Source organism: Ventrimonas sp. (assembly GCF_048380235.1).
Lineage (GTDB): Bacteria > Bacillota > Clostridia > Lachnospirales > Lachnospiraceae > Brotaphodocola.
Genome location: NZ_DBFCCJ010000028.1, coordinates 1 through 12,513, shown reverse-complemented (window position 1 = coordinate 12,513; position 12,513 = coordinate 1). Strand labels below are relative to the sequence as shown.

The following is a 12,513-nucleotide window of genomic DNA, read 5'->3' as shown; positions in this document are numbered from 1 at the left end:
CCATGCAGGCATGGTTATGGCGAACGGCGAGGCAGGCTCGTGACGAAGTCACGAGCCTGCATGGAAAGGGGTATTAACAACTATGAAAATTGGATTTGACAATCAAAAGTACTTAAAAATGCAGTCTGAACACATCCGCGAGCGGATCAGCCAGTTCGGAGACAAGTTGTACCTGGAGTTCGGCGGAAAGCTGTTCGACGATTATCACGCTTCCCGTGTCCTGCCAGGCTTTGCGCCGGACAGCAAGCTGAACATGCTTCTGCAGCTGGCAGACCAGGCTGAGATCGTCATTGCCATCAATGCGGCAGACATTGAGAAAAACAAGATCCGCCACGATCTTGGCATCACCTACGATGCGGACGTACTGCGTCTCATCCAGGAATACCGTGATAAGGGTCTCTATGTGGGCAGCGTGGTCATCACCCGCTACACCGGCCAGACATCCGCAGATGTCTTTAAAACAAAGCTTGAACATCTCGGAATCAAAGTATACCGTCATTATCCGATCGATGGCTACCCGAACAACATTGCCCACATTGTAAGCGATGACGGCTACGGAAAGAACGATTACATCGAGACCACCAAGCCGCTTGTCATCATCACGGCACCAGGACCGGGCAGCGGAAAGATGGCAACCTGTCTCTCCCAGCTCTACCATGAGAATAAGCGCGGCATCAAGGCCGGCTACGCAAAATTTGAGACCTTCCCGATCTGGAACATTCCGCTTAAGCATCCGGTCAATCTGGCATATGAGGCTGCTACCGCAGATTTAAACGATGTCAACATGATCGACCCGTTCCACTTAGAGGCATACGGCGTGACCACCGTCAACTATAACCGTGATGTTGAGATCTACCCGGTACTGGCTGCCATGTTTGAAGGCATCTACGGCTACTGCCCGTACAAATCCCCGACTGACATGGGCGTGAACATGGCCGGAAACTGTATCATCGACGACGAAGCATGCCAGGAGGCATCCCGCCAGGAGATCATCCGCCGCTACTATCAGGCATTGAACCGTGTCGCCAAAGACAAAGGCAGCAAGGATGAGGTATACAAGATCGAGCTGCTCATGAAGCAGGCCAGGATCACCACCGACATGAGAAGCGTGGTTCCGGTTGCTGTGAACCTCGCCAAAGAGACCAACGCACCGACCGCAGCCATGGAGCTTCCGGATGGAAAGATCGTCACCGGAAAAACCACTGCCCTGCTTGGCGCTTCCGCAGCAGTCCTGTTAAACGCAGTCAAGGAGCTGGGCGGCATCTCCGATGACATCCACTTAATCTCCCCGACTTTCATTGAGCCGATCCAGGGATTAAAGACCGGATATCTGGGAAGCAAAAACCCGCGCCTTCACACCGATGAGGTTCTGATCGCCCTCTCCATGTGCGCAGCCACCGACCCGAACGCAAAGCTTGCCTTAGAGCAGCTTCCGAAGTTAAGAGGATGCGAGCTTCACACCTCCGTCATGCTCTCTTCTGTTGATACCAACACGTTCAAGAAGCTGGGCCTGAACCTGACTTCCGAGCCGATCTACGAAAACAATCGGTTATATCATTAATTTACAGATAAAAGAATGTGCCTTGGCACATTCTCGCGCCGAGGCGCGGTTGCTTCGGCAACCATCTGCCTTTGCGCCGAGTGCGCATCCTCGCGGAGCATTTTTGTATGATAGGACGCAATTTCCTATCATACGAAAAATAGCTGGGAAATCAAATGCTTCCCAGCTATTTTTCTGTCTTTTATTTTTCCGCGAACAGCTCCGGATGTGCTTCCATGTATTCCGCGGCATATTGCTTGTCTTTCCCGATCCGCTCCTTGAGCGCATCCAGGGAATCGAATTTCTGTTCCGGGCGCTCGAAGTTCAGGAGCTGCACCTGGATGTCTTTTCCGTAAAGATCTTCTTCCAGTCCCATGACATAGGTTTCCACCCCGATAGGATTTTCGCCCTGAATAGTCGGTTTTCTTCCGATGTTACTGACTCCGCCGTAAAACATTCCATCAATCAATACGCGGGAAACATAGACACCAAAGGGCGGCAGGTGTTTCTCCGGCGGCGGAAGGATATTTGCAGTTGGAAAGCCCAGAACGGCGCCGCCAATGTGGTTTCCATGCACGACCTTTCCGTGAATGGCATAAGGTTCGCCCAGAAGCTCATTCGCCTTCTCGATATTGCCCCGGTCCAGTTCCTCCCGGACATAGGTGCTGCTGATATCCCGATGATCGTCCTGCTTTTTCTCGATGACGATCGTCTCAAAACCATATGCCGGACCGAGCTTTCGCAGAAGCTGCGCGTTTCCGGCTCCCTTATACCCAAAGCTGCAGTCCGGTCCGACCACCACGGCCTTCGCATGCATCTGCTTTACCAGCACCTCGGTGACAAAATCTTCCGGTGACATGGCAGCCACTTCCCGATTGAATGGATACTCTACCAGATAGTCCATACCCATGGTCCTCATGTTGTTGCGGCGTTCCTCATTGGTGGTAATAACCGTTGCCCGCTTTCCCGACACAACTCCCATGGGTGCCATATCAAAGGTAAAGACTGCTGTCTTCCATCCGTGGTTTTCCTTCTGCTGCAGCATCTTTTTTAACAGCTTCTGATGACCCTGATGCCGTCCGTCAAATTTCCCAATGGTTACCACAGTTGGTTCTTCTATGCAAAACTCTCTGGTCCCGGTAATCACCTTCATAGCTAGTTTCCCCCAAGAAATATTTTCTGCGGCTGATAACGCCGTTTTTCTTCGTTGTAACGGTAAATACCGATAAACTGATGTTCACTGTCGTAGACACGGACACCATCAAAACGATCTGCCAGAGATACAGCCAGATTACATTCGGTTTCTGACCTGCCTTCCGGTTTTGCAGACGGATCTGCTCCTTTTGCAGTCTCTTCCGGCTCTGCAAGCTCCGCCGGGAACGGATTTCCGTTATGTACCAGTTTGTCCCCGTCTCCCGGTTTTGTGGCAAGGGCCGGAAGTCCCAGAAATACGCCTTCCACCGGAACCACATGCTCCTCCACTCTGCCGGCATCCCGGAGCTTTTCGATCTGGGATAAGGTCAGGCTGTCTTCCAGAACGAAGCAGTCCACGCGGGTCCGCAAAAGAGATTCCATGCAGCCTCCGCATCCAAGCCTTCGTCCGATATCATAACACAGGGTACGGATATAGGTTCCCTTGGAACAGCTCACGGAAAAGGTAACTCGCGGCAGCTCGATACTCTCAATCTTAATATCCAGGATCTGCACCGGACGAGCCTCTCGCTCCACCTCCTTGCCCTGGCGTGCCAGTTCATAAAGCTTCTTGCCATTCACTTTCAGTGCGGAGTACATCGGCGGAATCTGCATATAGTCACCAAGAAAGCTTAAGATAGCTTCCCGTACCTCCTCTTCTGTCACATGCACCGGATACTCGGCCTGCACCGCGCCTGTAGTGTCCTGGGTATCAGTTTCCTTTCCAAGCAGCAGCACGGCCCGGTATGTCTTTGTCTTGTCGGTCAGCATGTCACAAAGTCTGGTTCCCTTTCCCAGGCAGACCGGAAGTACACCCTCCGCTGCCGGATCCAGGGTTCCGGTGTGGCCGATTTTTTTCATGCGCAGGATACCGCGCAGCTTCGCTACCACATCGTGGGAGGTAAAGCCTTTTTCCTTATATACGTTGATGATTCCGTCCACTAGGCTTCATTCTCCTTTATCTGCTTTTCGATCAGTGCGGAAAGGTTGTTAATGACATCGTGGACGCTTCCGCTCATCGTACATCCGGCTGCGCGGATGTGTCCGCCGCCGCCAAAATACGCAGCTACCTGGCTCACATTGACAAGGTTGTTGGAGCGCATGCTTACCTTGTATACATGATTCTCGGTCTCATACAGGAAGATTGCCACCTCCACGCCCTCCGTAATCCGGAGCTGATCCACAATGCCGTCCAGATCAGAGGCTTCTACGCCGTAAAAATCCATATCCTGTTTTCGTACCACGCTGAAAATGCACTTTCCCTCCAGAAACAGCACACTCTCCAGCACAGCACGTCCCATGATCTGATTCTGGACATAGGTTTTTCGATAAAAGCTCTCGTCAATGATGCGGGAAAAATTGATGCCCTTTGCCATCATGGCTCCGGCCACCTGCATAGTCCGCTGCGTGGTATTGCTGTTCTTGAAGACGTTGGTATCATGAAGGATCCCGGTATAGATACACTCTGCCACATCTCTGCTGATCTTTTCCTCATCCAGAAAATCATAAAGTACCTCACAGGTTGCGCTGGCATCGGCCTTTACAAAATTCGCCGCAGCATACCCCTGATTTGTGATGTGATGATCGATGCAGATGCTGGTCTTTGCGGTATTCAGATACACCACATTCTTTCCAAGACGCTCGCGGTCTCCGCTGTCAAGACAGATGCACAGGTCATACTGATTTCCGGTATCCGGATCAGAGCAGATCCGCTCAAACTGCTTTAAGTAGGAAAATTTTGCCGGAGGCGTCTCCAGATATACATCTACCGTTTTCTCCGGATACTGCTCCGTGATATAGTTGCACACAGCCAGACAGGAGCCTACACAGTCCCCATCCGGTCTCACATGGCCCACAATGGCAATGTTACCTGCTGCTTCTGCCAGTTCCATCAGTTTGCGTTCCTGCATCCTCCGTCACTCCTTTCTCAGTCTTTTAAATCTCTGGTTACCTCGTCGATCAGTCTGGACATGTTCACACCATACTCTATGGACTGATCCAGAACAAATGTGATCTCCGGGGTATTGCGCAGATTGACGCGGTGCGCAAGTTCTCTGCGGATGTAGCCCACGGCGCTCTTAAGGCCGGTCAGCGCATCCTTCGCGCGCTCCTCGTCGCCCAGCACACTGATGTATGCCTTGCAGTATTTAAGATCCGGCGTAACTTCAACAGCCACAACGGAGGTCATGGCGCCGTTTACCCGCGGGTCCTTGATCTCGGTGCGGATGATCTCGCTGAGCTCTCTCTGCACTTCCATATTAATTCTTGTATTTTTGATGCTGTTTTTTCGCATTCTATTTCATTCCTCTCTCTAAATACTCTTAAAGGAAGCACCGAAAATTCAGTGCTTCCTTTCCAAAGTTCAGGGAACCCGTGACTGTCTCTTTTGTGCGCAGTCACATGGATTTTCAGGTCATCACCGCAAAAAACTAGCGCGGTACCTCTACCATCATGTATGCTTCCACCATATCGTCTTCCTTGACATCGTTGAACTTCTCGAATACAAGACCGCACTCGTAGCCAGTTGCAACTTCCTTGACATCGTCCTTGAAACGCTTTAAGGAAGCCAGCGCGCCTTCGAAGATCTGCTCACCGTCGCGGGTGATGCGGCAGGAACATCCTCTCTGGAACTTACCATCCATCACGTAAGCACCCGCAATGGTGCCAACGCCGGATGCCTTGAAGGTCTGACGGACAACTGCATGACCGATCACCTGCTCCTCGAATACCGGATCCAGCATACCCTTCATGGCTGCCTCAACATCCTCAATGGCCTGGTAAATGACGCGGTACAGACGCAGGTCAACCTTCTCGCGGTCTGCGATGGACTTCGCAGTAGCGTCCGGACGTACGTTAAATCCGATGATGATCGCATTGGAAGCGGATGCCAGGGATACATCGGATTCGTTAATAGCACCAACACCACCATGGATCACCTTGACTACAACCTCCTCGTTGGACAGTTTTACAAGACTCTGTTTTACTGCCTCTACGGAACCCTGTACATCTGCCTTTACAATGATCGGAAGCTCTTTGACATTACCAGCCTTGATCTGACTGAACAGATCATCCAGAGACAGCTTTGCCTTGGTGTCTTCCAGTAATTTATTCTTGCTCTCAGAGATGAAGGTCTCTGCGTAGCTTCTTGCCTCTTTCTCGTTCTCGGTAGCCATCAGCACGTCACCTGCGCCCGGAACATCGTTTAAGCCCAGGATCTCAACCGGCATGGACGGACCAGCCTCTTTCACTCTGCGGCCCTTATCGTCCATCATGGCACGGACTTTACCGTAGCACGGACCTGCAGTTACGTTATCACCGACACGAAGAGTACCCTTCTGTACCAGAATGGTGGCAACCGGACCTTTGCCCTTATCCAGCTCAGCCTCGATCACAAGACCTCTTGCACGGCGGTTCGGATTAGCCTTTAACTCTTTCACTTCTGCAGTCAGAAGGATCATCTCAAGCAGCTCCGGGATACCTTCCCTGGTGTGTGCGGATACCGGCACAAATACGGTATTTCCGCCCCAGTCCTCCGGAATCAGCTCATACTCAGCCAGCTCCTGTTTTACTCGGTCTACGTTTGCGGACGGCTTATCAATCTTGTTGATGGCAACGATGATCTCAACCCCTGCTGCCTTTGCGTGGTTGATTGCCTCAACCGTCTGCGGCATAACGCCATCATCTGCTGCGACTACCAGGATCGCGATATCTGTGGACTGTGCACCGCGCATACGCATTGCGGTAAACGCCTCATGTCCAGGGGTATCCAGGAAGGTAATCTGCTGGCCGCGCACATCTACGGTATATGCACCGATGTGCTGGGTAATACCGCCTGCCTCGCGTGAGGTAACATTGGTCTGACGGATGGCATCAAGCAGGGATGTTTTACCATGGTCAACGTGTCCCATAACGCAGACAACCGGCGGTCTGGAAACCATGTCCTTCTCATCCTCTTCATCCTCTTTTAAGAGCTCGGCAATGACATCGACCTTCTCTTCCTTCTCGCAGAGTACCTCATACTCCATTGCGATCTCCTCTGCCTGATCGAAATCGATCTCAGAGTTTAAGGTTACAATCTTGCCCTGTAAAAACAGCTTCTTAACGATAGCGGACGGCTGCAGCTTCATCTTGTCTGCCAGCTCCTTAATGGTCAGAACCTCAGGAATGGTGATTACCTTTACGGTATCCTCCACCTTCTCCTCAGCCGGCTTCTGCGGCATGATGAACGGATGCTTGGAAACCTTTCCGTTCTTGTTTCTTGGTCCGTCTTCCATCATTCTGGTCTTATCGTATTTGTCTTTCTTATGCGCATTGTTGGTCTGCTGACGGTTGTTGGTCGGCTTGGTCTGGATCGGGGTATCGTAATTCTTGGAACCTCCGTCTTTCTGACCCGGTCTTCCGGAACCGCCCTGGCGGTTTCCGCCAAAGCCGCCACCCTGACGGTTGTCTCTGTTTCCGCCAAAGCCGCCGCCCTGACGATTATTATCGCGGTTAAAACCACCCTCGCGGTTTCCGTTAAAGCCGCCCTGACGGTTATCTCTGTTTCCGCCAAAGCCGCCGCCCTGACGGTTGTTATCACGGTTAAAGCCACCTTCCCGGTTTCCGTTAAAGCTACCCTGGCGGTTATTATCACGGTTAAAGCCGCCACCCTGACGATTGTTATCACGGTTAAAGCCGCCCTGACGGTTATTATCACGGTTAAAGCCACCCTCGCGGTTTCCGTTAAAGCCGCCCTGGCGGTTGTTATCTCGGTTAAAGCCACCGCCCTGACGGTTGTTATCACGGTTGAAGCCGCCGCCCTGGCGGTTATTATCGCGGTTAAAGCCACCCTGACGGTTGTTATCACGGTTGAAGCCGCCCTGACGGTTATTATCACGGTTAAAGCCACCCTCGCGGTTTCCGTTAAAGCCGCCCTGGCGGTTGTTATCGCGGCCCACACTGCCCTGACGGTTCTCACCGTTCTGGGCCGGTCTTGCCTGCTGCGGTGCTGCATTCTCAGCTGCCTGCTGCGCCGGAGCAGAAGTGCTCTGTGCCTGCGGGCGTGCTGCCGGCTTCGGCTGAGCCGGTCTCTGCTGGGAATTCTGCGGACGATATACCGCTGCCAGCTTCTTCTTCGGTGCCGCACCGTCTGCCTTCGGCTGCTCGGAAGCACCGGCATTCAGTGCTTTCTTTACCATGCCGATCTGTGCCTCATTCACATTAGAGGAATGAGATGACACATCCTGATTATTTTTCTGTAATACATCTAATACTTCTTTGCTGGTTTTCCCCAGCTCTTTTGCCAGTTCACTTACTCTCATACACACTACCTCCGATTATATTCATTTGTTTCACGATTGCCTTTGCCAGTCCTGCATCCACAACAGCCAGAGATGCGCGCATCTGCTTGCCCATGGAATGCCCAAGCTCCTCTTTGCCGCCTAAAAACAGGATGGGAACTTTATAGTAAGTACACATATTGGTAAACATCTTCTTCGTGTTGTCGGAAGCCTCCTCTGATACAATGACCAGGTGGGCTTTGCCGCTCTTTACGGCTTTCTCTGTAGAGAATTCCCCGCTTGCGGTCTTTCCGGCCTTGGTAGCCAGTCCGATCAGGTTCAGGATTTTCTGTCTGTTATCCAAGCTGTTCCATCTCCTTTTCCAGTGTCTCGTACACCTCTTTCGGGATCGCCATTTTAAAGGAACGCTCCAGTCCCTTGCCCTTCACTGCCTTTTTGAAGCAGTCCATGGACGGGCAGATGTATGCGCCGCGTCCGTTCTTGCGTCCGGTCGCATCCACAACGAATTCTCCTTCCGGTGTTTTCAGTATACGGATCATTTCTTTTTTGTTTTTCATTTCACCGCAGCCGATGCACTGTCTCTGCGGAAATTTCTTCGCATTCACCAATTGCTGTTCACTTCCTATCTGCCGCTGTTCACGCGTTGCGTAAACCAGACGTTCTCTCTATTTTTCTGCTCTTTGCAACTAGAACTCGGTATGATTGTCTGAATAATCATCGGTAGCGGACACTTCAAAATCAGCGTCGAGATTGTCATAGACGCCCTCTTCCTGATAATCAATGCCCATCTCCTCGAACAGGCCAAGCTCTCTTGCCTGCGTTTCACTCTTGATATCGATCTTGTAGCCGGTCAGGCGTGCTGCCAGTCTTGCATTCTGTCCCTCTTTACCGATTGCCAGGGAAAGCTGGTAATCCGGAACAATCACCTGTGCCTCTTTGCTCTCTTCATCTGCCACAACACAGATTACCTTTGCCGGGCTTAACGCATTCTCGATCATAAAGGCCGGGTTCTCATCCCAGGTGATGATATCAATCTTCTCACCACGCAACTCATTAACGATGGAGTTGACACGGGCACCATTCATTCCGACACATGCTCCCACCGGATCTACGTTCGGGTCGTTGGAGCATACAGCGATCTTGGTTCTGGAGCCTGCCTCACGGGCAATTGCCTTGATCTCAACGATGCCGTCCTTCACCTCGGCAACCTCTTCCTCAAACAGACGCTTTACCAGGTCCGGATGGGTGCGGGATACGGAGATGCGCGGTCCCTTTGGTGTATCCTTTACTTCCAGAACATATACTTTGATACGCTCTGTCGGCTTGAACACCTCGCCCTTTACCTGCTCAGCCTCATTCAGGATAGCATCAACCTTACCAAGGTTGATGCTGACGTTCTTGCCTAAGTAGCGCTGAACAATACCGGTTACCACATCCTTTTCTTTCTGATACCACTCGTTGAACTGCATGCTGCGCTCTTCCTCACGGATTTTCTGCAGAATGACGTTCTTTGCGTTCTGGGTAGCGATACGGCCAAAGGATTTGGACTCGATCGGGCAGTTAATAATATCGCCCAGGAAAAACTTCGGGTTTTTCAGTCTTGCTTCCGCGTAGCTGATCTGGGTTAACGGATCCTCTACCTCCTCTACTACCTCTTTCTCTGCATATACAGAGAAATCGCCGGTTTCCGGGTTGATGTTGACTTTGATATTATCTGCCTTGCCGAAATGGTTCTTGCAGGCGGTCAGCAGAGAATTTTCGATTGCTTCCAACAGAGTCGCCTTGCTGATATTTTTTTCCTTTTCCAGCAGGTTTAATGCCTCGATTAATTCCTTATTCATGGTTTTATCCTCCTAAATCCTATTTAAAAATCAAACGCCAGCCGGATCAGCGCAATGTCCGGACGATTAAATACCAGTTCGCCCTCTGCCGTTTCGATCGTCACCGTTTCCTTATCGTATGCTTTTAAGATTCCGGTAAATTCCTTCTGCTTATTCAGTGCCTTGTAAAGGCGGATCTCCACCTCTTCGCCAAGACTGCGTTCAAAATCACGCTCTTTCTTCAGCGGACGGCCAAGTCCCGGAGAGCTCACCTCCAGAATATAGCTGTCTTCGATGAAATCCGTCTGGTCCAGCCAGTCACTTAAGATACGGCTGATCACCTCGCAGTCATCCACCGCGATACCGCCCTCTTTATCAATGTAGGCTCGCAGATACCAGGTACCGGCTTCCTTTACATACTCCACATCCCAGAGCTCGAAATTGTGCTCCGCAAGAACCGGAAGCAGAAATGCTTCTGTACGGGACTCGTATTCTTCTCTTCTTGTCATGGTTGTCACCTCACTTCACGTCATGCCCTGACAGCAGTCACAAAAAATTGAGAGTGGACATATGCCCACTCTCAAACTGTCAGATTATCATGTTATCGTTTTTATTATAGCACCTGTTTTTCGTAAATGCAAGGGTTTTCCGGAACTCTTCGTTCTTTTCTTCATAAAATATGGTATAAAAACAGGGAGGACCGGCCATGGAACCTTTCTTACGCGTCTGTGACATCAGCTATGCTTATCACTCTCCGCTGGGTGCGACCCCTGCGCTTTCCGGCATCTCTTTTACCGTAAACAAGGGCGAATTTCTTGCCATTGTCGGCCCGTCCGGCTGCGGCAAGTCAACCCTGCTTTCCCTTCTCGCCGGCCTTTTGACTCCGGAAGAAGGTTCTGTCTATATAGGTGACGCTCCGCTCAAGGAAGCTCAGGCAGGGATCGGTTACATGCTCCAGCGGGATCATCTGTTTGAATGGCGTACGATCCGTGAAAATGCTGCCCTTGGTCTGGAGATCCGGCACCGGAAAACAAAGGCCGCCATGAAAACACTTGATGAAATGCTGGAAAATTACGGACTGGCTGAATTCGCGGACGCTCATCCCTCCGAACTTTCCGGCGGTATGCGACAGCGTGCTGCCCTGATCCGCACACTCATCTTAAAACCGGACCTGCTGCTTTTGGATGAGCCCTTCTCTGCTCTGGATTACCAGACCAGGCTCACCGTGTGCGATGACATTGCCACGATCATCAGGGAAACAAAAAAGACCGCCATCCTGATCACCCATGACCTTGCAGAAGCCATCAGCACCGCTGACCGTGTGCTGATTCTTTCTGCAAGACCCGGACAGGTAAAGGCAGAGATTTCCCTCACCTTTGCTCCTCAGTATGACAGTCCCTTAAAGCGCAGAAATGCGCCGGAATTTACCGGTTATTTTCAAAATGTATGGAGGGCGCTTTCCAGTAGATAATGCCGTCCCGCTCAGATCTCTCGACAAAGCCCTCCCCCATCATATATTCCATACAGGAAAAGGTCTTGGCCCAGATATAGGTACAGGAGGCAAAATGCGCGTAATCCGGCGGTCCCTGGCTCCGTCCATAAGTCCGTACACCAATATCCCGCGTGGTCAGCGCCGTTCCCGCTTCCTCCAGAACATGCTTCATGATCTCGCATTTTTCCAGATACCCCAGAATAATGCGGTTTACTTCTTTTTCAACATTCCTAATCTCCCCATAATGACAGGGCAGAAAATAACAGTCTTTGTAATTATGCTTCAGATCTCCAAGGGAATCCAGATAGCATTTCAGCATACCGAGATCTGTCTCCTGTGTTCCTACAATCGGGACAATTGTGGTCATGAGCTGATCTCCCACAAACATAAGCTTCTTCTCCGGCTCGTACAGACCACACTGTCCGAAGGTATGTCCCTTTAACAGCTTCACCTCAAAATGGTATCCGCCATACGAAAGGATATCTCCCGGGTGGATCGGAATAAAGGAAAGCTCCAGCGGACTCTTCTCGGATGCGTAAGCTTTTGTCGTATATTCCATGAAGGTATCATATACCTCCGGTGTTTCCTCTTTGGTTACCCCGACGATCCGCAGATTTTCAATCCGGGCACGCTCATCTGCCAGATAGCTGTGCAGCAGATCCACCCGCTTTCTTGTCTCATCCGGATTCATAAATGCCCTGGCTCCAAGCTCCTGCAGCTTCGGTACCAGGCCTGTATGATCCGGATGCTCATGGGTAATAAAAATATCCAGCTTTCTGCAATCAATCCCCAGCGCATCGATCATGCCCTTTAAGATGGTCCAGTCCCGTTCAGTATTGTTCGATGTATCGACCATCAGACTCCGCTCTTCTCCCCGAATGATATAAAGATTGCGGGGGCTCATATGGCGGTTCTCATATGAAATTGTCTCCAGAAATATATGCTTCTTGATTTCCCTCATGCTTCAGTCTCCTATGTGCTGACACTCACCTTTATTCTAGGCAGTTTTTCTGAAATTGTCAAACCCCGTTTCGCCCTGTTTCTGATATTTTATTAACACTTTTTATGCGTTCTTCTGGAATTTTTCCTGTTCATCCTGTATAATGGAATGTATGATGGCAAAGGAGAAAGGTTATGAATTTACAACAGCTTTATTACTTTCGAAAACTGGCTGAAGTTCAGCATTATACC

12 protein-coding genes are annotated in these 12,513 nt (G+C 50.8%); 2 read left to right on the top strand and 10 right to left on the bottom strand.

Translation table 11 applies throughout. The annotated features are described in order from the left end of the window. The first annotated feature begins 82 nt into the window (after nucleotides 1–82). The gene (locus tag ACMP1L_RS04760; RefSeq protein WP_177303464.1) at nucleotides 83–1,561 is read left to right on the top strand and encodes a DUF1846 domain-containing protein; all 1,479 of its coding nucleotides are present in this window, start codon (nucleotides 83–85) and stop codon (nucleotides 1,559–1,561) included. A 181-nt stretch (nucleotides 1,562–1,742) separates the two neighbouring features. On the opposite strand, the gene ACMP1L_RS04755 is transcribed toward ACMP1L_RS04760, so the two are convergent. From ACMP1L_RS04755 to ACMP1L_RS04715, 9 genes are all read right to left on the bottom strand, one after another. Further along, nucleotides 1,743–2,693: a bifunctional riboflavin kinase/FAD synthetase gene (locus ACMP1L_RS04755; RefSeq protein WP_418452162.1), complete on the bottom strand. Its 951-nt coding sequence runs from the start codon at nucleotides 2,691–2,693 to the stop codon at nucleotides 1,743–1,745. 2 nt (nucleotides 2,694–2,695) lie between these two features. Next, nucleotides 2,696–3,673 (bottom strand): tRNA pseudouridine(55) synthase TruB, encoded by a 978-nt coding sequence (gene truB / locus ACMP1L_RS04750; protein WP_418452161.1) that lies wholly within the window; start codon nucleotides 3,671–3,673, stop codon nucleotides 2,696–2,698. Then, nucleotides 3,673–4,641, bottom strand: coding sequence for a DHH family phosphoesterase (locus tag ACMP1L_RS04745; RefSeq protein ID WP_418452159.1), 969 nt, complete (start codon nucleotides 4,639–4,641; stop codon nucleotides 3,673–3,675). Before ACMP1L_RS04745 ends, truB begins: the two co-directional genes overlap by 1 nt. 17 nt (nucleotides 4,642–4,658) lie before the next feature. Then, nucleotides 4,659–5,024 carry a 30S ribosome-binding factor RbfA gene (gene rbfA / locus ACMP1L_RS04740; protein ID WP_118733592.1) on the bottom strand — a complete coding sequence of 122 codons (366 nt, stop codon included), beginning with the start codon at nucleotides 5,022–5,024 and terminating at the stop codon, nucleotides 4,659–4,661. Between the two features lie 136 nt (nucleotides 5,025–5,160). Then, nucleotides 5,161–8,031, bottom strand: coding sequence for a translation initiation factor IF-2 (infB, locus tag ACMP1L_RS04735; RefSeq protein WP_418452158.1), 2,871 nt, complete (start codon nucleotides 8,029–8,031; stop codon nucleotides 5,161–5,163). Next, complete coding sequence (locus ACMP1L_RS04730; RefSeq protein ID WP_118733594.1) at nucleotides 8,018–8,353, bottom strand: L7Ae/L30e/S12e/Gadd45 family ribosomal protein; 336 nt, start codon at nucleotides 8,351–8,353, stop codon at nucleotides 8,018–8,020. The genes infB and ACMP1L_RS04730 overlap by 14 nt, the downstream gene beginning before the upstream one ends. Continuing rightward, a complete protein-coding gene (gene rnpM, locus ACMP1L_RS04725; RefSeq protein ID WP_118531989.1) occupies nucleotides 8,346–8,615 on the bottom strand; it encodes an RNase P modulator RnpM in 270 nt (89 codons plus the stop codon). The genes ACMP1L_RS04730 and rnpM overlap by 8 nt, the downstream gene beginning before the upstream one ends. 81 nt (nucleotides 8,616–8,696) lie before the next feature. Continuing rightward, nucleotides 8,697–9,851 carry a transcription termination factor NusA gene (gene nusA, locus ACMP1L_RS04720; RefSeq protein ID WP_418452156.1) on the bottom strand — a complete coding sequence of 385 codons (1,155 nt, stop codon included), beginning with the start codon at nucleotides 9,849–9,851 and terminating at the stop codon, nucleotides 8,697–8,699. Nucleotides 9,852–9,874: 23 nt separating this feature from the next. Continuing rightward, entirely contained in the window at nucleotides 9,875–10,339 is a 465-nt protein-coding gene (locus ACMP1L_RS04715; RefSeq protein ID WP_118733596.1) for a ribosome maturation factor RimP, read from the bottom strand. A 197-nt stretch (nucleotides 10,340–10,536) separates the two neighbouring features. On the opposite strand from ACMP1L_RS04715, the gene ACMP1L_RS04710 reads away from it, so the two are divergent. Then, a complete protein-coding gene (locus ACMP1L_RS04710; RefSeq protein WP_118656522.1) occupies nucleotides 10,537–11,301 on the top strand; it encodes an ABC transporter ATP-binding protein in 765 nt (254 codons plus the stop codon). On the opposite strand, the gene ACMP1L_RS04705 is transcribed toward ACMP1L_RS04710, so the two are convergent. Then, complete coding sequence (locus ACMP1L_RS04705; protein ID WP_118656524.1) at nucleotides 11,255–12,283, bottom strand: MBL fold metallo-hydrolase; 1,029 nt, start codon at nucleotides 12,281–12,283, stop codon at nucleotides 11,255–11,257. The genes ACMP1L_RS04710 and ACMP1L_RS04705 overlap by 47 nt on opposite strands. Nucleotides 12,284–12,513: the final 230 nt, after the last annotated feature.

Excerpts from the sequence above, each read along its gene's own strand:
- ACMP1L_RS04715 (WP_118733596.1), bottom strand. The coding sequence starts at position 10,339 with ATGACAAGAAGAGAAGAATACGAGTCCCGTACAGAAGCATTTCTGCTT.
- ACMP1L_RS04745 (WP_418452159.1), bottom strand. The coding sequence starts at position 4,641 with ATGCAGGAACGCAAACTGATGGAACTGGCAGAAGCAGCAGGTAACATT.
- ACMP1L_RS04760 (WP_177303464.1), top strand. The coding sequence starts at position 83 with ATGAAAATTGGATTTGACAATCAAAAGTACTTAAAAATGCAGTCTGAA.
- ACMP1L_RS04705 (WP_118656524.1), bottom strand. The coding sequence starts at position 12,283 with ATGAGGGAAATCAAGAAGCATATATTTCTGGAGACAATTTCATATGAG.
- ACMP1L_RS04755 (WP_418452162.1), bottom strand. The coding sequence starts at position 2,693 with ATGAAGGTGATTACCGGGACCAGAGAGTTTTGCATAGAAGAACCAACT.
- nusA (WP_418452156.1), bottom strand. The coding sequence starts at position 9,851 with ATGAATAAGGAATTAATCGAGGCATTAAACCTGCTGGAAAAGGAAAAA.
- rbfA (WP_118733592.1), bottom strand. The coding sequence starts at position 5,024 with ATGCGAAAAAACAGCATCAAAAATACAAGAATTAATATGGAAGTGCAG.
- ACMP1L_RS04710 (WP_118656522.1), top strand. The coding sequence starts at position 10,537 with ATGGAACCTTTCTTACGCGTCTGTGACATCAGCTATGCTTATCACTCT.
- infB (WP_418452158.1), bottom strand. The coding sequence starts at position 8,031 with ATGAGAGTAAGTGAACTGGCAAAAGAGCTGGGGAAAACCAGCAAAGAA.